The organism is Acinetobacter rudis (assembly GCF_031157835.1).
Lineage (GTDB): Bacteria > Pseudomonadota > Gammaproteobacteria > Pseudomonadales > Moraxellaceae > Acinetobacter > Acinetobacter rudis_A.
On sequence record NZ_JAVIDR010000006.1, the window covers coordinates 51,124 to 77,173 of the forward strand.

Consider the following 26,050-nt stretch of genomic DNA (forward strand, 5'->3'; position numbering starts at 1 on the left):
GCAATACAGGTCTAAAAAGCAAGCAGCACAGTGTGACTGTGCTGTCATGCTCCACCTAAATACACATGCTATGCTGCAAAACAAAACATATTGAGAGAATGATCATGGCACTCGTACAGTTTGAAAAAAACAATGGTCTAGCCATTGTGCGCTTAAACCGTCCAGAAAAACGCAATGCAATGAGCTTTGCACTACTGCAAGAACTTATTCATGTTGCAGAAAAAATACGTAAAGATCGCTCAATTCGCTGTGTAATCTTAACGGGTGAAGCACAGGTATTTAGTGCAGGTATAGATTTAAAAGATTTAAATGACCCTAAAAATATGCTGTATGCAGCATGGGAACTGCTCAAACCAGGACAAAGCCTATTTCAAAAAGCCTTTTTAATTTGGCAAGACTTACCTGTTCCTGTTATCGCTGCAATTGAAGGTTTTTGTTTTGGTGCTGGAATGCAACTTGCTCTAGCTGCTGACTTACGTATTGCACATCCTGCAACACAAATGTCAATTATGGAAAGTCGTTGGGGCTTAGTTCCCGATATGGGGCTTTCCCAATCCTTAAAAGGATTAATTCCCATTGATTTGGCTAAAGAGCTCACACTAACAGCGCGTGTGTTTGATGCAAACTATGCACATCAAATTGGTTTGGTTACACATCTTGATGAAGATCCTTTAAATAAGGCATTTAGTCTCGCTGAAGAAATGCAACAACGCTCACCAGATGCTTTATTGGCGGTTAAGCGTGTACTCGATGCAATGCAACACCAACCAAGCAAATCATTACGTTTAGAAAAGATTTGGCAACTTAAATTACTCTTAGGTAAAAACAGTAAAATTGCACGTCGCAAGGATAAAGAACCAACGACACAATTTTTATCACGTCAGTTTAAATAAGTCATGGCTTAAGCGCCAACGATTGCACATGTCATTGAAGGAACAATATGTCTAATCAACAACACTCAAAAATCGCTTTTCTTGGGATGGGACTCATGGGCAGTCGTATGGCAACACGACTGATTAATGCAGGTTTTGATGTAGCAGTATGGAATCGCACAACGCATGCCTGCAATGCGTTGCTTGAACTCGGTGCACACCCACTAGCATTAGATCAAATAGCAGATTATCCACTTATTTTAACTTGTCTTTCTGATGATATGGCAGTACAGCAAGTCTTTGCTCAGTTTTCTCCCTACCTAAAAGCCAAACAAATCATTATTGATTTCTCTAGTTTATCAGTACACTGCACGCATCAATTGGCAGACCAAGCAGCAAGCCAACAAGTGAGTTGGATCGATTCACCTGTATCTGGCGGTATTTTAGGTGCCGAACAAGGTAGCCTTGTCATCTTTGCTGGTGGTGATGCTGAGCAGATTCAACAATTAAATTATCTCTATCGCCATTTATCACAGCGCGTTACTTGTATGGGTGCGGTAGGTACTGGACAAGCGACAAAAATATGCAACCAATTGATTGTTGCCGCAAACAGCACCTTAATTGCAGAAGCAACTGCACTGGCTCAACAAGCTGGTGTAGATACCACTTTACTTGCTCCAGCCTTGGCGGGTGGCTTTGCTGACTCCAAACCATTTCAAATATTAAGCCCTCGTATGGCAACACATCAATTTAAACCTGTTCAGTGGAAAGTTAAAACGCTGAGTAAGGATCTTAATAATGCAGTACAGCTTGCGGCAGACAATAATTTAACTCTTCCTGTAGCTTCACAAGCATTACAACAACTACAAAACCATCAAAACAAAGGATTTGCAGAAGCTGATTTATCCAGTTTAATTTGTCAGTTTCAAAAGACAACTCACACCTAAACCCCATACTTTATAGGTGCTTGATATAACCGTTAAATCAAGCACTTATCTTTCAATTAAACACAACACACTCATCATTGCTTGGATGCGAATTCGAATGAAACTTGCTGCTAATTTATCTACATTATTTACAGAAGTGCCTCTAATTGACCGTTTTGCTCTCGCTGCTAAGCAGGGATTTCAATACATTGAAATTCAGTTTCCTTATGAACTTAGTATTCAACAAATACAATATGCCTTAGACAAACATCAACTTAAGCTATGTTTAATTAATGTTCCTGCTGGTGATCTAATGCAGGGAGGTCATGGCTTAGCGGCCATTCCCGGACAAGAACACGCTTTCCAACAAGCTGTCAAACTTGCGATTGAATATGCAAATGCACTCCAAGTTCCCCAAGTGAATATCCTTGCTGGGCGCCAACCGCAAGATATCCCCTACAGCCAATGCCATCAAACTTTAGTCAATAATCTAGCATGGGCTTGCCCATATCTTACCCAACATCATATTCAAGCCGTCGTTGAAGTGATTAATGGCGTCAATATGCCTAATTTTATATTACAAACTATGCAACAAGCTGTTGATTTGCTTAAACAGCTTAATCAAGCCAATCTGAAGTTACAGTATGACTGTTACCACATGGCGATGATGGGTGAAGATATAGTGCGTTGTTTTGAACAAAATTTAGACTATATTGGGCACATTCAATTTGCTGACTTCCCCGGCCGTCATGAACCAGACAGCGCAACTTTAGCTTTTGCAGACTTTTTTCAAGCCATACACCATAGTCATTATAATGGCTATGTTGCTGCCGAATACTTCCCTCAACAGCATACCCTTGAATCTTTTGCGTGGAAAAACAAGTATTTTTAATCATGGTTTATACAATTCAAGACATCGGTCTGTCGTGAATAATAGACAGACTGAGCAGGATTGAATTGAAATTTGACCACAAAAGCGTTATATTCACCAATGAGTAATTTTCAGGAAAATGTACTTCACATGAATTTAGAACCATCGCCCAGCACTTCTAATTCTTCTCAAGCATTAAATACTTCACAATCTCAAGACGTTCAAAACTGTCTAAATGTTGTCAACGAAGCCTTACAAGATGTAAAAGCAAAAGACATCATTGAAATGGACATTAGCAACATCAGTAATGTTGCGGATGCAATTGTGATTGCAAGTGGTACTTCTACACGTCATGTAAAAGCACTAGCTGATAATGTTGCTGATGAAGCACGCAAAGCTGGCTTTCGCCCACTTGGAATCGAAGGTGAACGTGACGCCGAGTGGATCCTTATCGATCTAGGTTTCGTTGTCGTTCATGTTATGTTGCCTACAGCGCGTAAATTCTATGACTTAGAAAGCTTATGGCGTACTGGCACAGAATCTGTAGCCTAAAAGAATACTGCATCAGTTGTTAATACTAGCAACTGATGCCCCCCTTCTCGGTTTCACACTACACTTCTTCTATAGTTTTCAATTTTGTCTTATTAAACTTTTTTCGATACCAAATTAATATTGAAAACAACAACCACGCGGCAGAAAAACTCCAAATAAAATTAACAATTACACCAAGTAACTGTACCCAGATGCTCATATCACCACTCACTAAAATCACTGGATGATTAGAGAAAACCACAGCCAAAGTTCCCCAAACCCCACAAATACCATGCACAATGAGCACATCCACAATATTTTTAGCAGCAATTTTTTTGGCAAATAAATCAGGCAGATAAAAAACCAAGATACCTGCGACAATCCCAATAAACATCGCACTTAGTGCTGAAACCAAACCACAACTTGCAGTGATTGCAACCAATCCACCTAGCGCTGCCTTAATCATTCGCTCAAAAGAAGCACTTTGAGAAAAAATTAACGCCAAAATCTTAATGGACATCATTGCACCAATGATTGTTGTCATAGTATTAACAACGATGTCTTGAATATTAACTGGAATAACTGAAATATAACTGGCATTTAATCCTGACCATGCAAGCCACAAAATAAATGCGCCAAGTGCCATGGCTAACAAGCGCCCATCATCAGATGCCAAATCACGACGTTGAATTTGATCTTGTTGATCTTTACCAAAAACCCAATATCCTGCTAAAACAATCCATGCCGCAGTAGAGTGAACAATCGTTGCACCAGCAAAATCAATAAAACCGATCCGCTGCAAAAGCCCTTCATTTTCCATAAAACCACCCAAAATCAATTGACTATTAATTGCAAAAATAATCGAACTGATTGTTAGAGCGACCCACCAATATTGCAAAATTGAGATACTTTTGGGCATGATACGACTAACAACCATATTTACAGTTGTTGCCATAAGCATATAAAAGAAAAATAAGTTCCAATGCCAATCAAATATTAATAATTTCCAATACAGTCCAAATTCTAGTTTGTTTGGCATCAACCAATTGCTTACGAGTAGGTAAATAAGACACCCTAAAAACGCAGCTAAGAAATTAATTGCATAAACCAAACCCACCCGTGTATCAGGATCATATCCACCTTCTACGACTGCCAAACCAGATTGCATAAGCAGCACAAATAAGCCACCTAAAATCAAAAGCAGATAGTGTGGTGCAAAATAAATATCCTGAATCAGAGGGAATGTTGTTGCTGCATGTATTGAACACGAAAAAATAGCCAACCCAATGATTGGAAAATAACGGCTTAACCCCATAGGCGCACGATCCATTCCAAAACCACGTCAAAATTATTTCTTCGTTATTTACAGCCTTAGAAACAAACGGACAAAAATAATTACTAAAATTTTATGAATATAATCACATACAGGTAAGTTTATGAAAGTATTTATACTTATTCAACAATTGCTATCATGCAATTTAAGAAATTAATCTAAAGTAATAAATTAAATAAAAAAATGAGGCGAATGTTGCACTCTTTTAAAGAGTATACATTCGCCTCATTCACACCAAAACATTCAGCTCATGGTATAGTCACAGATTTAATTAATGTCCAGTACCATTAATCGCTTTAGTCATATCTTCAACAACTTTCTTAGCATCACCAAAGACCATCATGGTTTTTTCATTGTAGAACAAATCATTATCCAAACCGGCATAACCTGTAGCCATTGAGCGCTTAATCACCATAATGGTACGTGCCTTATGCGCTTCTAAAATAGGCATACCATAAATTGGTGAACTCGTATCATCTTTTGCAGCTGGGTTAACCACATCATTTGCTCCAATCACCAAAACAACATCTGTAGCAGGAAAATCTGAATTAATTTCGTCCATTTCCAAGATATCTTCATAAGGTACATCAGCTTCAGCCAGCAAAACGTTCATATGCCCAGGCATACGACCAGCAACAGGGTGAATAGCAAAGCGTACTGTTACCCCTTGTTCTTTTAAAATTTCAGATAACTCTTTTACTGCATTTTGTGCACGACCTTGTGCCATACCATAACCAGGCACAATCACAACACTATCAGCATTTGACATTAAGAAACCTGCATCATCAGCTGAACCCGAACGATAGTTACGTTGTACCTGCTCACCCGCATTTGCATTTGTTGCAACTGCTGCACCACCCATAGCTCCGCCAAATAAGACGTTGATAATGTTACGGTTCATTGCCTTACACATAATATAAGACAAAATTGCACCAGATGACCCTACTAATGAACCAGCAACAATCAACATATTATTTTCTAAGGTAAAGCCAATACCAGCTGCCGCCCAACCTGAGAAAGAGTTCAAAAGTGATACCACGACAGGCATATCACCACCGCCCACTGGAGCAATCCAAACCCATCCAAATACAAGTGCTAACGCGGTCATTGCCCAAAATGCTGTCATATTTCCTGTAGTAAAGAAATATACCCCACATGCCAGCATTGCAATAAAAATCAATGCTTGTACTGGTTTTACCCAACCACCTGCGATGGTTTTAGCCCATTTTTTTGCCGCCAATTTACCATATGCAAACACAGATGCAGTAAAGGTAATCGCCCCTACAAAGCAGCCTACAAATAATTCAAACAAATGAACTTGATTCATATGTGATGGTGCTACACCAGCCGCGCTCATTGTTGCCGCATCTTGAGCATACAAACTCACAAGTTGATTATTATGTAAAATTGCAGCTATTGCGATTAATACCGCTGCCAAACCAACTAAAGAGTGCATTAATGCAACAGTCTCTGGCATTTGTGTCATTGGTACAGTTCGAGCACGTGCAATACCCACAATCGCACCCAACACCATCGCCCCAATAATCATCCAAACAACAGGCTGTTCAGCAATAAAGAAGGTTGTAATAACAGCAATCCCCATAGCGATCATGCCATAACGATTACCTTGAATTGCTGTTTTTGGCCCTGAAAGCCCACGCAAAGTTAAAATAAAGAGTATTGCACCAATGAGATAAAGCCAATTTGCATGCTGTTGTATAAATTCCATGGCAAGCTCTCCTTATTTCTTTTGCTTTGGTTTGAACATTTCCAGCATGCGTGCAGTAACTGCAAATCCACCAAAAATATTAATACTGGCTAAAAATACTGCTACAGCACCTAAGATGCTAATAATGTTAATACTTTGAAATTCAACCATCGGCTGCATTCCCATCACAGGCAATGCGACCGTTTGTAGCATTGCACCAACAATAATGATCGATGACAAAGCATTCGTTACTGCCATCAATGGCGTATGCAGTGCAGGTGTAACCCCCCAAACAACGTAGTAACCTACAAAAATCGCTAATACGAAAATCGTAATTGTTTCAACCATGAGGCAACTCCTTATCCACGCTTCAACAGCACTTGGCCGTTATGGGTAATTAACAAGGCTTTTTGAATTTCATCTTCAAGATTTAAGGCCAATTTTTTTTCTGAATCAAAAAGTGTTTCAATAAAGTTAAACACGTTACGAGAATAAAGCGCGGATGCCTCAGTAGACACCGTAGATGGAATATTCGGAATACCCAAAATCTTCACGCCATTATCGGTCATGACATTTTCACCACAGCGTGAACCTTCAACATTTCCACCTGTTTCCACAGCCATGTCTAAAATAATCGAACCAGGTTTCATCTTAGCCACAGTAGCAGCTTGAATTAAACGAGGAGCAGCACGCCCAGGTAATAGAGCTGTTGTAATCACGATATCGGCATTCGAAACAGCCTTATCTACAATCGCAGCTTGGTCTTGAATATACTGTTCACCTGGCATCCAACCATAGCCATTTTTAGCTGCATCTGCCGCGCGCTGTTTCTCTTCCTCAGACATAGGCACATCAAGCCACTTACCCCCTAAGGACTCCACCTGATCACGTGCTGTTGGACGTAAATCGGTGGCTTCAACCACTGCGCCTAAGCGTTTTGCTGTTGCAATCGCTTGTAAACCAGCCACACCAACACCCATAACAACAACACGTGCGGGTTTTACTGTTCCTGCTGCTGTCATCAGCATTGGAAACATTCGTTGATATTCAGCTGCTGCCAATAAAACAGACTTATACCCAGCAAGGTTGGCCTGTGATGAAAGAACATCCATATTCTGTGCACGTGAAAGTGTTCGAGGTAACAACTCCAATGCAAATGCAGAAACTTGTTGTGCAGCAAACTGATCCAAATCAGGATTACGATATGGATCAAACATTGCAACCACTATGCTTTGTGCAGGAATTTTTTGAATTTCTTCACCTACTGGGGCACGAACCTTCAAAATTATTTGACTGCCGCTATAGGCATCTGTACGAATCAAAGCACCAGCTTGTTCATAAGCACTATCAATATAAGCCGCTTTTAATCCAGCACCTTGCTCGATCACAACCTGATGACCTGCTTGAACCAGCTTTTTTACAGTTTCTGGTGTCGCAGCAACACGGTGTTCATTAGCGACTGTTTCTGTTGGAATTCCTATTTGCATGAGCGTCCCTCAAGCTAATTTTCTCTAAGACAGCATCACAATCTGTAATGCTTCCATCAACGATGCGTTGTACTGAATTTTTGGATTCTAATTGAACTAATTTAAATTACCAGCCACTATTTTTTTAATAAATGACCATATTTTTATTTTAAAGTTCAAGTATCTTTTCAATTAATTTAAGATTCACGGTTTTTTAAAATTTTATATGATTTTCCATAGATAGATAATCTAGAGCTTCAAGCTCGTGTTTTCGTACATCAAAAAAAATACTGTTCCCTCTCAAAAAAACAACCAAATACTGTATAAAACATAGCTACACCATATCGGCAATGCAGTTTAATTAACCAACAATAACAAGCGATCAATAGGGTTAATTTTAAACAAAACAGCCTCAACAAGATCAAATATCTTCTAAATTAAAACACCTAGTCTCAAGCTTACAAACAAGTGAAAAATCAGCAAGTAATTCTGGTTTGGGTTTGTCAAAACGGCATATTTACTACAGTTATTAACTAATTAAAAATACTATTTTCTTAAGCTAAATTAAGTAAAAAAAAATTTTTATTTTTTTTAAAATTTATAGGCCAATCATTTTGAAAATTGATATTCAAGGAAATTTATAGCAAAAACGCACCATTTTGAAACATTATCCGAAGATGTTTTTTAACTTTTAGCTGCTATGCATTGATTTTATTTAAACGAACTGACTGACTTTTTGATTAGATGTTTTTGTCAGAATTGTCATAAGAGACTAATTTTGTCTTTATTACTTCATTTTTACGTTAAACTCAAAGTCAACATAAGTATGTCATGAACGTTTGGGGAGTCTCCCCATATGGTATATGGAAGCACATTTTGAGCAAATTGAACCAGAACCCGATCTTTATAGGTTCCCTCTACTCTATCGCAGCAGCCTTTTTATTTAGTAGTAAAGCAATTTTTATTAAACAAGCTTATGCGGTTTCCCCCGACATTAATGCAACCCTTCTTATGGCACTACGTATGGCAAGTGCATTACCCTTCTTTCTACTCTTATGTTGGTACTGTCGCAAACAAAGCCACAATATTCCTCTTAAAGATTGGGGATTACTAATTGTGGCAGGTGTGATTGGTTATTATCTTGCGAGTTGGTTAGATTTTTACGGCTTGATGTTTATCAGTGCTTCCTTAGAGCGTATTATTCTATTTCTGTACCCAACCTTGACTGTACTTGCCTCTGCTGCCATTTATAAGCAAAAACTGAGTCCAAAAACTTTATTTGCTATTGCACTTAGTTATGGTGGGACCGTTATTGTTATGCTACAAGAACAAACTCAAAATGCAGCACAAGATCAATTTTATTTTGGAGCAAGTCTCGTATTTGCCAGTGCCGTTGCTTTTGCAGCATATCTATTATTGACACCACGTTTGATACAGCGCTTCGGTTCTTGGAATTTTACTGGTCTCGCACTTAGTATTGCCTGCATTGCCACATTGGTTCATTTTTTCGCCACCACATCTGAGCCAATAACTCAAATTCAACACCTCCCACACAGTGTCCTTCTTTATGGTTTTGCCCTTGGACTATTTGTTACGGTATTACCCAGTATTTTTTTAATGCAAGGCATTCGGCGATTAGGTGCATCTCAATCTGCCATGATTGCTTCAATCGGGCCAATCTTGACTATTATTCTTGCTGTATTCTTTTTAGGAGAAAAACTCAATTCTTTACAATGGTTCGGCTGCTTACTCAATATCATCGGTGTCATGATGATTACCTTATCACCCAAAAAACTTAATCACTAATTTGGATTTTTATGCACTTTCATATCGTCACTCCAAGTAGTTGTGTAGATCTCGAACACATTCAATTAGCGCAGCATCATTTACAAGAGCTTGGCCATCAAGTCAGTTTAGCTAAACATATCTCAGCCCAGCATCGCTATCTAGCTGGTACAGTAGAACAACGTATTAGCGATCTAAAGCATGCAGCCTTAGACCCATCAATTGATGTCATTTGGTGTGGTCGTGGTGGTGTAGGTGCAGCGCAGCTTGTTCCACATCTAGATAACTGGATCCTCAATAAACCAGTCATTGGTTATTCAGATAGTACTGTTTTATTAAATTATATTGCGCTACAAGGTGGACAAGCCTTACACGGACCTGTGTTTCAAGAAATTGCAGTAAAAAATATCGGGACACAAGCTCTATCTAATGACGCACTAGCAACGATTGAGTTGATCAACAGTCCAACATCACCCGTAGGCTTAAAGCTTGAGGCAGTGAATCATAAAGCACAAAATACTCCACAGCTACAAGCACAAGTCCTTGGTGGAAATCTTACCGTCCTGTGCAGTTTACAAGGTACAGCAGCGGCTTTAACCTTTAAACAAGACAGTATTTTATTGCTTGAAGATGTAGGTGAAGCCTATTACCACTTAGAACGCTGTCTGACCCAGATACTGCAAAGTACCGATACCTCTTTACTTAAAGCCGTTATCATGGGCGACTTTTATAATTGTCCTCAAAAAAATGTTCCCCACAGCTTAGAACATATTTTTGCAGAACATCTCGACCGCTTAGGTATAGCACTTTATCAAAGTTCTCAGTTCGGGCACGGGCTTTCAAACCACCCCTTATGGATTGGCAAAACAGCACAAATCCAAAATTTAGAATTGGTGTATCTCTAAGGAGTCCACCAACTCTTGTTTGAGCAACAAGCTCAAAGTGTCTTGATAGTGTTGCCCTGTAATTTGCTCACCACATTGATCTTCTGGATTACGCAGTGGGCATTGCTTTACAGATAAACAACCACAGCCTATACATTTATCTAGCTGCAGGCGCAATTTAAGTAAACCTAAAATTTGCTTATCTAAATCAGCCTGCCACTGCTGTGACATCACCTGCCAATCTTCACTGCTTGGAACACGGTCTTTGGGTAATGTATCTAATGCAATCTTAACCCGTTCCAAACTTACCCCAACCTGTTGCGCAACTTTAATAATCGCAACACGTCGCAACATTGCACGCTGATAACGGCGTTGATTCCCTTCAGTACGCACACTCCAAATAAGCTGTCTATCCTCATAAAAGCGTACAGCAGAAACACTTACACCACTGCGTTTCGCTAACTCACCAATACTAATCCATTGATGTGCATTTTTTATTGTCATTTTTCTTGACCTCAACCTAACTTGAGATTTTAGACTAACACAATCATCTTTCTCATGACTGAATATTATGCATTCCAAGGTACAAGCTCAAAACATCCAAGCATTTAAATTATTTAATCCTCATACACTCTTTAACCCTAAAGCCTTTGCCTTTAGCCATGTTGCGGAGGTGCGTCACTACAATCGAACTTTACATATTTCAGGACAAGGTGGACAAAATAATCAAGGTCAGCTCTCAGCAAAATTTACCATGCAATTACAGCAATGCTTTGAAAACATTCAGTACATTTTACAAGATCGAGATGCTACACTTGCGGACATTGCGGTATTGAGAATCTATATCGTCGATCATAATAATAAGAAACATCAACAGTTGATTGAAACCATGCAACAACTTTGGCAGGGTCTTGACTTTCCTGCATGTACGCTGATTCCAGTACCATGTTTGGCACTTTCAGGTATGCAAATTGAAATCGAAGCCACGGCGTATACACTCTAGCCGTCACCCAAGGAAATCTCATGTCTGCTCAACTCGATATTAGTCAAAATAAATCTTTACTTTGGCTAATGGCTGTTGCTTGTGGCCTCTGTGCTGGCGCAAACTATTATTGTCAGCCATTGATCCACTCGATTCAGCAACACTTTGCTGTAACAGCAGCCCAAGCCTCTCTCACTGTTACTTTTGCCCAAGTCTCTTATGCATTAGGGTTATTTCTTATTGTTCCTGTTGGTGATATTGTCAATAAAACCAAATTTATTCCATTGCTGATGTTCTTTGCTGCAGTTGGACTGTTTATTTGTGCCTTTTCAAGTAACTTAACGATGCTTTGGATGGGTACGATTATCGTAGGTATGTTCTCTGTTGCAGCACAAGTATTGATTCCTCTTGCAGCTATTGCAACACGTCCTGACCGAACTGGACAAGTTGTTGGCTTTCTTATGAGTGGACTATTGGTCGGTTTACTGATCTCTACCAGCATGGCAGGCTTACTTTCCAACCTATTTAATTGGCAATTAATTTACCTACTCAGCGGTATCTGCATGTTGGTTTTAGCAGTATTACTCATGCTCAAACTCCCTACCGTCAGCACCGTAAAAATGAATTATCTGCAAATTTTCCATTCTATGGGACAACTAATTCATACTGAACGACGTTTAGTTTATCGTTCTTTACTCGGTGGTTGTGCATTTGCAGCAATGAGTATTTTATTTTCAACGATTGCTGTTTTACTGACCTCAGAACCTTTTCAGCTCTCTGATGTAATGGTAGGTGTAGTCACTTTAGTGGGCGTATTTGGTGCATTATCTACAACATATTTGGGACGTATTGCTGATCGCGGTTATACCAAACAACTTACATGGTCTGGTATTGTAGTACTTGCTATTAGTTGGTTATTTCTTTACTTCGGTGGGCAATATCTCATCAGTTATATTCTTGGTTTTGGAATAATCAACTTAGGATTAGTTTTAGTGCATACTTCCAACCAAAATATTATTTTCCGCTTACGTCCAGATGCCAAAGGACGAGTTAACTCAGTTTATATGACTTGTTATTTCATAGGTGGGGCTTGTGGCTCTGCACTTGGTGTATATGGCTGGCATCATGGTGGATGGAGCATGGCCTGCATGATTGGGCTCATATTAGTCATGGTTGCAGCATGCTTTGCAGCGCTTGATTTGCTCCACGTACGTAAACACGCTTAAACTCAGCAATAGGGTATTAAACCGTTATTTTAAAATCTCCATTAGAAGTTGGCTTTAATTAAAGCCAACTCAAATTACCAAATATTAGACTTTCAAATCATTTATAAAAACAAATACCCAATGATGCCCCCCATACACACCACTAGCCATACTGGGCATTTCCAAAACATAAGTGCCACAAAAAACAATAAGGCCAAACAAAAATCTAAAGGGTTTAAAATACTGCTATTCCACATGGGCTGATAAAGTGCAGCTAATAAAATCCCGACTACTGCTGCATTTACAGCAAAAAGTGCTGCCCTCACCCATCCTAGAGACCTAAATGATTGCCAATGAGGAAGTACTGCAAAAAGTAATAATGATGATGGTAAAAAAATAGCAATAACTGCAACTATCGCAGCAACTATTGGCATTTGTACTGGCATTGCAGCCCCAACAAATGCGGCAAAGCTAAACAAAGGACCTGGCATCGCTTGTGTCAAAGCATAACCTGCTAAAAAATAATCAGCACTTAACCAACCACTCTGCACCACCTCAGCCTCTAGTAAAGGCAACAATACATGCCCACCACCAAAAACCAATGCACCACTACGGTAAAATGCATCAAATAATGCCAATATTGGATTGGAATACATCTGCAATATCAGTGGCATCAACAAAAATATTGATAGGAATATTGTTAAACAAATAGCACTTTGATAAAGCTTAGATCTAGGAAGAATTAAAGTATTCTGTTGTACCACCTCTGCGTCTGAAACCTGATGACGAAATAAATATCCGCCCAAAATTGCGGCCAAAAGAATCACGCTGACCTGTAGCCAAATACCATTCATAAGTAAAATGCTAGCGCAAGCCATTAACATAATACTCACCCTAGGCGTGTCGGGGCATAGTTGTCTGGCCATTCCCCATACAGCCTGAGCAACTACTGCTACCGCAACAATTTTCAAACCATGAATTAGCCCTGATGATATTCCATGCTCTAAATACCTTATGCCCTCGGCAGCAATAATTAAAATCAGCACTGAAGGCAAACTAAAGCCCAACCATGCAGCAAAGGCTCCTCTATACCCACCCTGACGATAACCTAATGCCATGCCAACCTGGCTACTTGTTGGCCCTGGCAACAACTGACACAGTGCAATTAAGTCTGCATATTCTTTTTCATTAAGCCACGCATGCTTCATTACAAAACATTGGTGAAAATAACCCAAATGCGCAACTGGCCCCCCAAAAGAACTGAGTCCCAATTTTAAAAAGAGCCAAAAGATTTGCCTAATGGAAATCTGACTTAGAATAGAAGAGCTTGTCATAACGAATACTTTGTCTCATATGTAAATCATGAAATACATAGAGAATCTCTCTAATGCTCTTCATCACATAAAACCGTAGTTAAAACGAATATACTTACAGAAATACGTGACAATGCAATGAAGCACTATGCCTGAAATCATCACCATAAAAATTGCTTTATAAGACTAAAAACAAGACAAGCTAAAGTAAATCTAAACAATATCAATTTTCAAAATCAAAAATAATAAAACTATCAATATTTTGTTTAAATAAAAATACTTATGAAAATAATAGTAAGATTTAAATGGCTATTCACAACCTTTATAAGTATATATTATCAACCACAAAAACCAATCTATCAAGCTTATATATTAGACAAAAATACTCTGATTAATAAAACAATAAATAGTGAAAAAATAAACAATACTTTTTTAATTATTTAAAAATACAATTAGCATACAGATTAAGAAACCCGAAACCACATTTATGTTATTCATTGGGAGGCTTATATGAAAAAAGTTATTTTAGTTATTATTGCTTGTTTTGGAAGTATTGAGGCTATAGCAGAAGAGGTCTCCACTACTGCCATAGCTAAATGGCAAACTAGTGCATTTAAAGATACATCTAGTGCTCTTGTTATTACCCCATTAAGTTCGCTGAACTTTAAATATACTGAAGGAAACAAGTCCTTTAATAAAGAGTTAGGAAAATTCAATGTCACCCTTAAAGGTGTTCCTGGCTCAACAGACTTTAAACTCACTTCTAAACTTATTTCAGATGAATTGGTCAGATTCGATGACCCATCTAAATTAAAAGTTGCTGTAAATTGGAATGGGAAAGAATTGAGTAAAGCAGAAGAAACAGTATTAATTAGCACAGATCATAGTACCCGTTCTGGCCTATCTTCGTTAGCAAATAAATCTGCTTATTCTGCAAATAATCGGGAAAGTGCTGAGGGTTTATTCGGATTCAGCATCAAAAATGCCACAAATACATCTGGTCAAAATACCGACTTTAGTAAACTAAAAGATGGGACATGGAATGGAGAGGTTGCTATACAATTTACAGCTGTATGGATTAAACCTTAACCCCATTTATTAACGAGTAAAAACGTATGGTTGCTTATCTCCTACGCATTCTCCCAACCATACGTTTAATACTCATCTTGTATCTAACTCTTAAACTAAGCTGCTCTTCGCTCTAAACGCCATTTGCGCGGGGATTTACCAGTCCATCCTTTAAAAGTATGATGAAAAGAAGCCTGTTCTTGATAGCCAAGTAACTCTGAAATTTCACCTATACTCAACCGATCATTTTCAAGATAGCGAAAAGCAAGCATTTTTCTTACTTCTACCAACTGTTCTGAGTAGCTACTGTTATGCTGCTTTAATCGATTTTGAATCACGCGTGGTTTTAAGCCCACCTTTTCAGCAACATAATGTATATCAGTACGATTTTCTTTAATAGCTGCAATAATATTTCTATAGATTAGCTCTTTAAAACTAATATCTTCAGCATATTTCTCTAATTGCACGTCCGCACTATGGGTCAGCAAATTTCTTAAATAGTGATCTTTATTCGGTGATGGAATTTTTAAATCTAATATCTTAGGTCGAAAATAAACCCTATTTGATTCTGCATTAAAAACTACTGGACATGAAAAATGTTTGTTATACAGCTGAGTCTCTGCAACAGATACATTCTCTAAGCGCAGTTCAATTTTTTCAATTTTAAAACTTTCTTCGCAGACTAAATTTGAAAAAAACTTCATAAAAATATACAAGTTAATCATGAGCGCAATTCGCATTTCTTTCATGTATAACCCTGCTTCTAAATAAGCAGGATTATTCCAATGCAATATAAAATGTTTTTTACTTTCCCACGTTTCAAATGAAACAACGTCATACCAAACTTTTTGGTAATGCGTATAAACTTGAAAAACCTCTCTAACATTTTCACAATACAAAGCCAAATAAGAAACCAATCCCATAGTCTCAGGTTCACTTAATTTACCGAGTTGTATTGCCAAGTCATTTTTACGATATTTTTTATTTAAATAATTGAGAATTCTAAACCATTCTTGCAATGGTATTCTTTCATTAAGAGCATAATTTTTATGTATTGGAGATATGATATTTTGCTGCTGACAAAACTTATTTACAATATTAACTAAACCATTACCTACACCTTGATACACCATTGATGATTTCAATATTTAGCCTCCTTAACACTCGCCCACCATTTATAGAATCAATTAAAATCAGTAAAAAAGATAATGAAAAAAAATTAAATTTAAGTAAAGAAATATCATGACAATTCATTTTAATATACTGCTTAAAAAATTAACAATTGAAATTATGTTAACCAATTTAACATTTAAATCATCTCTTTCTCACTTACAGGGCGATTATTAAGCATTTTTATTTATAAGTTTAATTTAACGATCTACTTGAGATCTAGATAGATTTTTTTATGTTTACACCATCTCCCAAAATTAAAAATAGGCCACTAGGGCCTATTTAAATATTGCTATTAAACTCTTAAGTAAAGGATTATGCAGCCAACGTCTTAGAAAAAATCTGCGCTAAAATCTCTTGTAATCTTGCATTATCATGCTGCCATTGCGGTTGCTTGTCCTTATCAACTAATAAAGCACGTACACCTTCAATAAAATCACCGTGATCAAACCAAATATCCTGCAAATTACGCTCTAACTGTAAACATTGTTCAAGTGTCAACTGACGTCCTACATGCTGTAAACGTAAACTAATCTGCTTGGCCAATGGTGAACGTTGTATCAGTGTTTTCGTGGTTTTTTCAGCCCATTCAGACCAATTGGGCTGTTGCTCTACCAAAAGACTCTGCTCAATTTGAACTAAATCAGAATGTGAGAAATGCTTTTTAATTACAGGCATTAACGCTTCAAGCGAACTTGTGGTGGCTTGCGTATCAAAATCTGCTATGAGTTGTTTAATACTTTGCTGATCAAGTTCTGTTGAGGTATATAATGCAGCTTCTAAGCTTTCCAAACGCTCACTCTCAACGATGGCATCGATCAGACCTAAATATAATGCATCACTTGCACTAAATTGCTCTCCTGTTAATGCCAAGTAAACTCCAGCATCTTGCAATCGTGATAGAAAATAAGTCCCGCCAACATCTGGGAAAAAACCTATGCCTGTCTCTGGCATGGCAAATCGGGATTTCTCACTACTTACTCGAATATGGCATGCTTGCACTAAACCCATTCCACCACCAAAAGCATAACCATCAATCAAGGCAACCACGGTTTTAGGATAGCTACGAATCATATTTAACATATGATATTCGGTAGCAAAATAATCTTGATAAGCTGTAGTCCCTGCTTTAAACGTATCATATAAATAACGTACATCACCACCAGCAGAAAAAGCCTTTGGACTAGTAGAGTTAATGATTACAGCCTTAACTTGTGAATCATTTTCCCAGATCTGTAGCTGCGCAATAATGCCTTCTGTCATTCCAACAGATAGTGCATTTAAATTTGCAGGTCGATCCAAACTGATGATACCAACAGCACCTTGGCGACTGACCAGTAAATTATTTTCACTCATACTGCTCTCCAAATTATTGGGTAAATTTCGCAGGACGCTTTTCTACAAAAGCCTGCATCCCTTCTTTTTGGTCACTACAAGCAAAAACCGAGTGAAATAAACGACGCTCAAAACGTAAACCTTCAGCTAAACTCACTTCAAAGGCACGATTGATTGATTCTTTAATCATCATTACTGCAGTTAACGATTTTTCAGCAATTTTCTCAGCAGCAGCCAAAGTTTCTGTTAATAACTCTTCCCGAGTAAAGACTTTTGCGACCAACCCACTTTGCTCTGCTTCTACAGCACCCATTTGTCTTGCTGTTAAACACATCTCCATGGCTTTCGCTTTACCTACTGCAAGCGTCAATCGCTGAGTTCCCCCAATGCCCGGCAATACGCCTAAGGTCACTTCAGGCAGAGCAAATTTGGCATTATCTGCACAATATATAAAGTCACACATTAGTGCCAATTCACAACCACCACCAAGAGCATAACCACTTACAGCAGCAATAAGTGGCTTACGTCGCTGCGCAATACGATCGGCCAGGTTAAAAAAATCATCAAGATAAATGTTAGGAAAACTCAAGTCCGCCATTTCTTTAATATCTGCGCCTGCCGCAAATGCTTTTTCTGAACCTGCAATCACGATACAGCCAACATTACGGTCTTTCTCTAACTGGTCTAAAGCGAGATTGACTTCATTAATTAATTCACTATTTAGTGCATTTAATGCTTTTGGGCGATTTAATGTAATGAGCCCAACGCCCTTATTGATACTTAATTCAATCGTGTTCCATTGCATGATCTGTATTCCTAATAATAACTTTAAAATTTATATCGAATAATATAGATTCAATGATGACTATAAACTTCGTGCTATCACCAAACGCTGAATATCACTCGTTCCTTCATAGATTTGACAGATACGTGCATCACGATAAATACGTTCAATTGGAAAATCTTTTAGATAGCCATAGCCACCAAACACTTGTAGTGCATTTGAACACACACGCTCTGCCATCTCAGAAGCAAAGAGCTTTGCCATAGAGGCTTCTGTTAAACAAGGTTGACCTGCTTCTTTTAATCGTGCTGCGTAATGAACCAATTGACGTGCAGCTTCAACTTCCGTAGCCATACTTGCTAAACGAAATGAAATCGCTTGATGTTCAAAAATAGGTTTTCCAAATGTGGTTCGTTCATGTGCATAACGTGTTGCTTCTTCTAATGCAGCACGAGCAAGTCCGACAGATTGAGCGGCAATACCAATTCGCCCGCCCTCAAGATTTGCTAAGGCAATTTTTAATCCATCTCCCTCAGCACCCAAACGTAAACTTTCATGAATACGGACATCAGTCAGCGCAATCTGACAAGTATCAGAGGCATGTAAACCTAGTTTTTCTTCAACACGAATAACCTCATAGCCTGGGGTATTCCGTGGGATAAGAAATGCACTAATTCCTTTTTTCCCTGCACTCGGATCGGTAACCGCAAAAACAATAATCACCCCTGCATTATGGCCTGATGTAATGAATTGTTTTGCACCATTAATAACATAATGGTCACCATCTTTAACCGCACGAGTTTTGATTGCTGCGGCATCAGATCCTGTATGTGGTTCTGTCAATGCAAAAGCACCAATCATTTCTCCACGAGCAAGTGGTACAAGAAACTGTTGTTTTTGTTCTTCACTACCAAACTTTAAAATAGGGACACAACCTACTGAATTATGTACACTCATGATTGCAGAAGTCGCGCCATCCGCCGCAGCAACCTCCTCAAGTGCAAGTACATAAGCTAAATTTCCTGTTTCAGAACCACCATATTGTTCTGGAACTAACATACCGAGGAAACCCAATTCACCCATTTGCGCCAATGCTTCTGCAGGATATTGCCCCTTTTCATCCCACTCACTCGCAAACGGTTTAATTTGTTCTTGGGCAAAGCTTTTCGCCATATCACGAATTAATTGTTGTTCTTCGGTGAATTGCATAATGTCGTTCCTTTGATCTATTGCTGTAACGCTATATTTTTTCATCTAACTGGCGATATTACTTTCATGTAAATTCGCCCAATCTGGCATTAATTTAATGCTTTTTAGCTGAAGGCATAAGAGATTTCACCTTAAAGTCTAAGTGCTTAAATTTATTACCACTCCTCAAACACCTAGACTCAGCCTGAATACACGACTTAACTTGCAGCACCAGCCACTTTTTGTTTCTCAATTTCTTGATTACGCAATAAAAAGCGTTGAATTTTACCACTTGGTGTTTTTGGTAATTCTGCTACAAACTCAACCAAACGTGGATAAGCATGTGCTGAAAGGCGTTTTTTAACAAATTGTCCTAAATCCTCAGCCAATTTTTCGCTTGCTTGGATACCTTCAGCCAAAATAACAAATGCTTTGACCAGTTCAGTACGATCAGGATCAGGTACACCCACCACAGCAGCTTCAACCACGGCATCATGTTCGAGTAAAGCACTCTCTACATCAAATGGACCAATACGATAACCAGAAGTTGTTATCACATCATCACTACGGCCAACAAAACTCATACTGCCATCTGCATGTATTTCAGCTGTGTCTCCAGTTAAATAGTAATTCTTCACAAATGGTGATTTACGTGTTTCATGATAGCCGCCAAACCACATCATTGGTGACTGCTCAATATCAACCGCAAGTATTCCCGGAGTATCAGCAGGAAGCTCATTACCTTCATCATCTAAAGTTGCTATACGATATCCTGGGCTTGCAAAACCAGCAGCACCAGGTTGTACGGCATGGGATAAACCATGATGATTACAAACCACCATCCCAACTTCAGTTTGCCCATAATGATCAAAAATTGGCGCATCAACAACTGTCTTAAACCAGCGTATAACTTCTGGATTGAGTGGCTCGCCTGCACTACTCACTACACGAAAGCGCCCTCGAAGTTTGGCCATTTCATCTTGGTCTGCAGCCATCATCATACGATAAGCTGTTGGTGCACCAGCCAAGTTATTGATTTTATAATCTTTCACAATTTGACAAAGACTATCGCTACTAAATCCACCTTCGTAGAATAACGTTGCATGTCCTAATAACAATGGACCAGTAATGCCATAATACAAACCATATGCCCACCCAGGATCAGCAATATTCCAGAATTTGTCTTCAGGTAACAATTGAATGGCATCATGCATATAACGACCAAAAGCAATTAGAGCCTTTAATGGAACATAAAGTGGTTTTGCAGGGCCAGTGGTTCCTGAAGTGAACATTAATAGAAATGGGTCATTAATTGAGAGCATTTCTAGCTCACATTGATCTGACTGCGCTTTCACAGCCGACCAAAAGTCGATATCTCCAGCTTCAAGTCCATGACCATCGGCAGTAGCAACAGTAATAATACTTGGACAATCAATAACATCATTTAATTTATGTCGGTTACCCACATCGGTCACGACAAATTTGCTTTGCGCTAATTTCAAACGATGTTCAATCGCCTTAGGACCAAAAGCTGTAAATAAAGGCTGATACACTGCACCAATGCGCCAAGCGGCTAAAATCGTAATAATTAATTCTGCGGTACGAGGCAATAAACCAGAAATACGGTCACCCTTACCTACACCTTTAGATTTTAAAAAGTTAGCAAACTGGCTAGAACGCTGTTTTAATTCAGCAAAAGTGTATTGTTCTTGGCGGCCATCTTTGCCCTGCCAATATAATGCGACTTTATTACTATCTGCATGACGATCACAACACTCATAACATGCATTCAGGGCCTGAATTGATCCTGATAAAATTTGCTTAGCGGCATGATTTAAATCAAATTTTTGAGCCGCATCTTGATAGTTCAACATGGCATAACCTCAGTCTATATCTGTTCTAATACTTGACCGGTAATTTCTGTCTCAGAAGATTGCCGCAGTCCGATTGCTTATATTGTTGTTTCCTCCAGCAGGGGCCCTTATCCTTGGGCTTGCTGAGGTAAATATTGTTGAATAATACTTGAAAAATCGAGTGTTGCATTACCTTGCAGACACATTTGTTGATACATCTGCTGCACTAAACCACCTAACAAAATGGGTTGTTTGGCTTGTCCAGCAGCCTCAATGGCAAGACCTAAATCTTTAAGCATCAACTGTGTTGCAAATCCGTCTTGATAACCATGAGCAGCTGGGGCATTTGGACTAATATTCGGCCATGGGTTACATACCTCAGAACTCCAACAACGCCCACTTGAACTATTAATCACACCAGCCAAAGCTTCAGGATCGATGCCGAGCTTAGCACCAAGTGCCATACCCTCAGCAACAGCGGCCATCGATATTCCTAAAATCAAGTTATTACAGATCTTAGCGATTTGCCCAGTACCAATATCACCACAATGCACGATATTTTTGCCCATATGTACCAAAACAACCTTAGCACGCTCTAATATTGCAGCATCGGCACCGACCATAAAGGTCAATGTCCCTGCTTGAGCACCAATGGTTCCACCAGATACTGGTGCATCACACATAGCAATACCCTGTGCTGCTGCTACAGCTGCAACATCTTTTACTGTTTGAGGGTCAATGGTACTGCTATCGATGCACAGACTACCCTTCTGCATCACCGATAGAATACCCTCCTCACCCAAATAAACCTCTCGTACATGCTTTGCTGCTGGCAACATACTTATCACGATATCCGCTTGAGCAGCAGCCTGCTGAGGACTTGCACAAACCACACCACCTGCTTCTGCAAAATGTTGGAGTGCTTTTTCACTCAAATCAAAACCATAAACATGCTGTCCAGCCTTAAGTAGGTTGTGTGCCATTGCACCACCCATATTGCCGAGTCCAATAAAAGCAATCTTCATGGGCAATCTCCTTAACGCAAGCTAATCGTTGTATTTACGCCACCAGCATCGTGCTGATCTTCAAACCAACGACTGGTAATGGTTTTGGTTTGCGTATAGAACTGCACGACTTGTTTACCATAAGGCCCCAAATCACCCAATTTAGAACCACGTGATCCTGTAAAGCTAAAAAATGGTACAGGCACAGGAATAGGAATATTAATTCCAACTTGTCCAATATCAATCTGATTTTGGAAAGTACGTGCAGTTGCACCATTTTGCGTGAATAAACCTACGCCATTACCAAATGGATTAGCATTAATTAGATCAATTGCTTCTTGCAAAGTATCTACACAAATAATTGCCAATACAGGACCAAAAATTTCTTCTTTATAAATCCGCATATCAGTTGTGACATGACTAAAAATAGTGGCACCCACAAAGTTACCTTGTTCATAGCCAGGAACTTTGACTTGACGACCATCTAAATGGAGTTTTGCTCCCTCTGCCACACCACTGTCAATGAGCTCCATCACACGTGCTTTAGCTCGTTTAGAAATCACTGGGCCAATATCGGTATCTGCTTCATGTCCTGCATTGACTTTAAGTGTCTTGGTTTTTTCAACCAGTTCATCAATCCAATTTTTTGTTTCACCCACCATAATGGCAACCGAAAGTGCCATACAGCGCTGACCCGCGGCACCAAATGCAGCACCAACCAAAGCATTCAGACTTTGTTGTTTATTCGCATCTGGCATAACAACTGCATGGTTTTTCGCTCCCATCATTGACTGCGCGCGTTTACCATGTTGGCCTGCAAGGTTATAAACATGCGTACCAACCGCAGTAGATCCTACAAAAGAAATCGCTTTAATGTGCTGATGTGTACACAATAAATCAACGACCTCTTTGCCACCATGTACAACGTTTAACACACCTGCAGGAATACCCGCCTCAATGGCTAATTCAACCAGCATCATGGTTGATAATGGATCTTGCTCAGATGGTTTTAGTACAAAAGTATTTCCACAAACAATTGCCATTGGGAACATCCACAATGGAATCATTGCTGGGAAGTTAAATGGTGTAATTCCAGCACAAACACCAAGTGGTTGAATAACGGTATAAGAGTCTACGCCACGTGCTACACCCTCAACGTATTCGCCCATTTGTAAAGTTCCAACAGAACACGCATGCTCTACAACTTCTAAACCACGTTGAATATCACCTTCAGCGTCACTTAAAGTTTTGCCCTGCTCCGCAGTTAAGACCTTGGCAATATCTTTCGCTTTTGCACGAATTAATTCTTGTAGTTTCAACATGATACGCATACGCGCTTGAATTGGAGTTTGACGCCAACTTGCAAACGCCTGCTGTGCTGCATCAATTGCAGCATTGACTTCTGCGGTTGTTGCAAAAGGCACACGCCCTAAAACTTCTTGAGTTGCTGGATTGACAATGTCTTGCCAATGATCTGTTTTAGATTCAACCCATTCGCCGTTAATAAGTAATTTAACGCTGGCGACTTGTCCTTTTTGCCCTGCTTGTTGAATTGCGTTCATGCTCTCTCCATTGCTATCCATTGTTGTGCATTTGCACTTATGCTTATTCGGCTTAATTGTTTTTGCTTAGTGATTCAAATGAACCCCTTAGGGTGCTAAGCAAAGTTCTTCCATGGAATACGTATCATCCTGATACGTTATAGTTCTCAGACTAGCAAAGAAAACTTTGACCACCAATGGAAATTAATGCACGATGATTGTGCAAATTTTCACAGGGGATGTTGAGGATCAATGAGTACGGATTGGAACCACTTACGCTTCTTTTTAGTCTTGGCGCGTGCAAAAACACTGACCAATGCAGCACGTTTAATTGGTGTTGAACACAGTACAGTTGCACGACGCATTCAGGCACTAGAGCAAAGTCTGGGTACACAGCTCTTTAAAAGGGAAGCCACTGGTTATGAACTCACTATAGAAGGTGCTGCATTAGTTCCTCGGGTAGAACAAATGGAACGTGCATTTTTGCAAATTGAAAAGTCACATCATCCCGTGCAAGGTCATGTTCGTATAGGTGCGCCAGAAGGTTTTGGTACTGCTTTTTTAGCTGCGCTTTTAGCTGAATTTTCCAAGCAATATCCACAAATCAGTATCGACCTGATTCCTGTACCTAAAATGATAAAGCTCTCGCATCGTGAAGCAGATATTGTGATTTCAATTGAGCGCCCGAAAACTGGACCATATATTATTACACGACTTACAGACTATTGTTTAAAGCTATATGGTAGCCAAAACTACTTATCAACCCATAGTCCAATTCAACAATTAAATGACTTAACTGAACATCGTTTTGTTAATTATATTGATGATCTTATTTACAGTCCCGAGCTTTACTGCCTAGAACGTATTCCTCTTCAACTTAATGCTCACTTTCGAAGTAGCAGCATTTTGGCACAGCAAATTGCGGTCAGTGCTGGAGCGGGGCTAGCAATCTTACCTAAATTTCTCGCACAAGATAAAGCCGAACTCCAACAAGTACTCTCAGATGAAGTCAGTTTTATGCATACATTCTGGATGCTTACCTTGGTTGATTTACAGCATGAGCCACGGATTAAACTGGTCTGGGACTTTTTAAGACAGCAAGCAGAAGCACAACAAGCTTTATTAATGGATGTTTGATATTTAAATTAACCTTCTGATTGAATCATTGACCTTAAAGATATAATTCAGATACTCAATTTTAAGTGTCTGAACATTATTCGTGATCAATGTGCATCTGTTCGTTAGTTAAAAACTTTCTGACAATGCTCGAATATTAATTGTCTTAAAAATTGATGTTCAGGATGTGATTGAAAACGTGGATGCCAAGCTTGGGAAATACGAATTCCTGCTGTTTGAAAAGGTAGATTATGATAAACCACACCTTGTTGCATAGGCTGGGTTAATAACGTTGGTACAGTAGCGATTAAGTCTGTTTCTTTTACAATTAAAAGTGCTTCAGCAAAGCTATGTGTTACAACAGCAACATGTCGTAATAAACCGAGCTGAGCCAATGCTGAATCAACAGGACCACTCATCACTCCCCGACGAGAAACACTCACATGCCGTGCAGCAGCAAAAGTCGAAACAGTTAAGCTAGCATCTTTTGCCAGAGGATGTTGCTGCCTCATAACAATCTGATAATGATCATGAAACAAGGTCTGGCGAACAATTTCAGGGCCAATGTCTTCAATGACACCAATATCAAGATCAACCACCCCATCACGCAGAGCACCTACATCTTGTTGTCCTTGAGCAATAAAACGCAAAGTAACCTTTGGTGCTAATTCAGCCATTTTTTTTAGTAATCCAGCAGCCAATAAAGCCACAGTGCCATCATCCGCACGAATAGTGAATACACGTCTTAATGTGAAGGGCTGTAACACCTTTGTTTTTTGTAATAATTGCTCGGCTTGTTGTAAACATAAACGCGTAGGTTCGCGAAGTTGTTCAGCATATGGTGTTGTGACTAATCCTCGACCTGCCCGTACAAATAAAGGATCATCAAACAAAATACGTAGGCGGTTTAAAGTACGACTCATTGCCGGTACGCTCAAGTTTAAACGCTGGGCAGCTCCCGTGACACTCCCTTCTGCAAGTAAAGCATCTAAAGCCACGAGTAAATTTAAATCTACGGATTGCATCATACGCAATGATTCATTAGCACTATGTATATTTATGCAATACTATATATTATTGATAATCAAAACAAATATTAATCAATGAGAATGAAT

General features: G+C 39.1%; 24 protein-coding genes. 10 read left to right on the forward strand and 14 right to left on the reverse strand.

Annotated features, from left to right (window positions below; all coding sequences use genetic code 11):
• The first annotated feature begins 104 nt into the window (after nt 1–104).
• From RFH42_RS07760 to rsfS, 4 genes are all read left to right on the forward strand, one after another.
• Nucleotides 105–893: a crotonase/enoyl-CoA hydratase family protein gene (locus RFH42_RS07760; protein ID WP_308975021.1), complete on the forward strand. Its 789-nt coding sequence runs from the start codon at nt 105–107 to the stop codon at nt 891–893.
• Between the two features lie 47 nt (nt 894–940).
• Nucleotides 941–1,819, forward strand: coding sequence for an NAD(P)-dependent oxidoreductase (locus RFH42_RS07765; RefSeq protein ID WP_308975022.1), 879 nt, complete (start codon nt 941–943; stop codon nt 1,817–1,819).
• Between the two features lie 97 nt (nt 1,820–1,916).
• Entirely contained in the window at nt 1,917–2,690 is a 774-nt protein-coding gene (locus tag RFH42_RS07770; RefSeq protein ID WP_308975023.1) for a hydroxypyruvate isomerase family protein, read from the forward strand.
• Between the two features lie 129 nt (nt 2,691–2,819).
• A complete protein-coding gene (gene rsfS / locus RFH42_RS07775) occupies nt 2,820–3,221 on the forward strand; it encodes a ribosome silencing factor (protein ID WP_308975024.1) in 402 nt (133 codons plus the stop codon).
• Between the two features lie 58 nt (nt 3,222–3,279).
• Here the strand turns inward: rsfS and RFH42_RS07780 are convergent, their stop codons facing one another.
• The 4 genes from RFH42_RS07780 to RFH42_RS07795 form a co-directional block, all read right to left on the reverse strand.
• Nucleotides 3,280–4,530, reverse strand: coding sequence for an ammonium transporter (locus RFH42_RS07780; RefSeq protein WP_308975025.1), 1,251 nt, complete (start codon nt 4,528–4,530; stop codon nt 3,280–3,282).
• 274 nt (nt 4,531–4,804) lie between these two features.
• Nucleotides 4,805–6,262: an NAD(P)(+) transhydrogenase (Re/Si-specific) subunit beta gene (locus RFH42_RS07785; protein ID WP_308975026.1), complete on the reverse strand. Its 1,458-nt coding sequence runs from the start codon at nt 6,260–6,262 to the stop codon at nt 4,805–4,807.
• 12 nt (nt 6,263–6,274) lie between these two features.
• Complete coding sequence (locus RFH42_RS07790; protein WP_308975027.1) at nt 6,275–6,589, reverse strand: proton-translocating transhydrogenase family protein; 315 nt, start codon at nt 6,587–6,589, stop codon at nt 6,275–6,277.
• A gap of 11 nt (nt 6,590–6,600) precedes the next feature.
• The gene (locus tag RFH42_RS07795) at nt 6,601–7,728 is read right to left on the reverse strand and encodes a Re/Si-specific NAD(P)(+) transhydrogenase subunit alpha (RefSeq protein WP_308975028.1); all 1,128 of its coding nucleotides are present in this window, start codon (nt 7,726–7,728) and stop codon (nt 6,601–6,603) included.
• 855 nt (nt 7,729–8,583) lie between these two features.
• On the opposite strand from RFH42_RS07795, the gene RFH42_RS07800 reads away from it, so the two are divergent.
• Nucleotides 8,584–9,513, forward strand: a complete 930-nt coding sequence (locus RFH42_RS07800) for a DMT family transporter (protein WP_374990737.1) — start codon at nt 8,584–8,586, stop codon at nt 9,511–9,513.
• Between the two features lie 11 nt (nt 9,514–9,524).
• Complete coding sequence (locus RFH42_RS07805; protein WP_308975029.1) at nt 9,525–10,397, forward strand: S66 peptidase family protein; 873 nt, start codon at nt 9,525–9,527, stop codon at nt 10,395–10,397.
• On the opposite strand, the gene soxR is transcribed toward RFH42_RS07805, so the two are convergent.
• A complete protein-coding gene (gene soxR, locus RFH42_RS07810) occupies nt 10,377–10,880 on the reverse strand; it encodes a redox-sensitive transcriptional activator SoxR (RefSeq protein WP_308975030.1) in 504 nt (167 codons plus the stop codon). The two genes, RFH42_RS07805 and soxR, sit on opposite strands and share 21 nt — an antisense overlap.
• A 67-nt stretch (nt 10,881–10,947) precedes the next feature.
• On the opposite strand from soxR, the gene RFH42_RS07815 reads away from it, so the two are divergent.
• On the forward strand, nt 10,948–11,379 hold the full coding sequence (locus tag RFH42_RS07815) for a RidA family protein (RefSeq protein ID WP_308975031.1): 432 nt from the start codon (nt 10,948–10,950) through the stop codon (nt 11,377–11,379).
• Between the two features lie 20 nt (nt 11,380–11,399).
• Complete coding sequence (locus RFH42_RS07820; protein ID WP_308975032.1) at nt 11,400–12,584, forward strand: MFS transporter; 1,185 nt, start codon at nt 11,400–11,402, stop codon at nt 12,582–12,584.
• Nucleotides 12,585–12,685: 101 nt separating this feature from the next.
• Here RFH42_RS07820 and chrA read toward each other — a convergent pair whose 3' ends face one another.
• Nucleotides 12,686–13,897 carry a chromate efflux transporter gene (gene chrA / locus RFH42_RS07825; RefSeq protein WP_308975033.1) on the reverse strand — a complete coding sequence of 404 codons (1,212 nt, stop codon included), beginning with the start codon at nt 13,895–13,897 and terminating at the stop codon, nt 12,686–12,688.
• A 489-nt stretch (nt 13,898–14,386) separates the two neighbouring features.
• On the opposite strand from chrA, the gene ecpA reads away from it, so the two are divergent.
• Complete coding sequence (gene ecpA / locus RFH42_RS07830; RefSeq protein ID WP_308975034.1) at nt 14,387–14,965, forward strand: common pilus major fimbrillin subunit EcpA; 579 nt, start codon at nt 14,387–14,389, stop codon at nt 14,963–14,965.
• A gap of 95 nt (nt 14,966–15,060) precedes the next feature.
• On the opposite strand, the gene RFH42_RS07835 is transcribed toward ecpA, so the two are convergent.
• The 7 genes from RFH42_RS07835 to RFH42_RS07865 form a co-directional block, all read right to left on the reverse strand.
• Entirely contained in the window at nt 15,061–16,089 is a 1,029-nt protein-coding gene (locus RFH42_RS07835; RefSeq protein ID WP_308975035.1) for an AraC family transcriptional regulator, read from the reverse strand.
• 340 nt (nt 16,090–16,429) lie between these two features.
• Entirely contained in the window at nt 16,430–17,470 is a 1,041-nt protein-coding gene (locus tag RFH42_RS07840) for an enoyl-CoA hydratase/isomerase family protein (RefSeq protein ID WP_308975036.1), read from the reverse strand.
• 13 nt (nt 17,471–17,483) lie between these two features.
• Nucleotides 17,484–18,254, reverse strand: coding sequence for an enoyl-CoA hydratase-related protein (locus tag RFH42_RS07845; RefSeq protein ID WP_308975037.1), 771 nt, complete (start codon nt 18,252–18,254; stop codon nt 17,484–17,486).
• Between the two features lie 60 nt (nt 18,255–18,314).
• Nucleotides 18,315–19,442 carry an acyl-CoA dehydrogenase family protein gene (locus RFH42_RS07850; RefSeq protein ID WP_308975038.1) on the reverse strand — a complete coding sequence of 376 codons (1,128 nt, stop codon included), beginning with the start codon at nt 19,440–19,442 and terminating at the stop codon, nt 18,315–18,317.
• Nucleotides 19,443–19,639: 197 nt separating this feature from the next.
• On the reverse strand, nt 19,640–21,295 hold the full coding sequence (locus RFH42_RS07855; RefSeq protein ID WP_308975039.1) for an AMP-binding protein: 1,656 nt from the start codon (nt 21,293–21,295) through the stop codon (nt 19,640–19,642).
• 107 nt (nt 21,296–21,402) lie between these two features.
• Entirely contained in the window at nt 21,403–22,299 is an 897-nt protein-coding gene (gene mmsB / locus RFH42_RS07860; protein WP_308975040.1) for a 3-hydroxyisobutyrate dehydrogenase, read from the reverse strand.
• A gap of 11 nt (nt 22,300–22,310) precedes the next feature.
• Entirely contained in the window at nt 22,311–23,840 is a 1,530-nt protein-coding gene (locus tag RFH42_RS07865) for a CoA-acylating methylmalonate-semialdehyde dehydrogenase (RefSeq protein ID WP_308975041.1), read from the reverse strand.
• 231 nt (nt 23,841–24,071) lie between these two features.
• Here RFH42_RS07865 and RFH42_RS07870 point away from each other — a divergent pair, with 231 nt between their 5' ends.
• Nucleotides 24,072–24,956: a LysR family transcriptional regulator gene (locus tag RFH42_RS07870; protein ID WP_308975042.1), complete on the forward strand. Its 885-nt coding sequence runs from the start codon at nt 24,072–24,074 to the stop codon at nt 24,954–24,956.
• 104 nt (nt 24,957–25,060) lie between these two features.
• Here the strand turns inward: RFH42_RS07870 and RFH42_RS07875 are convergent, their stop codons facing one another.
• Nucleotides 25,061–25,963, reverse strand: a complete 903-nt coding sequence (locus RFH42_RS07875) for a LysR family transcriptional regulator (protein ID WP_308975043.1) — start codon at nt 25,961–25,963, stop codon at nt 25,061–25,063.
• Between the last annotated feature and the right edge of the window lie 87 nt (nt 25,964–26,050).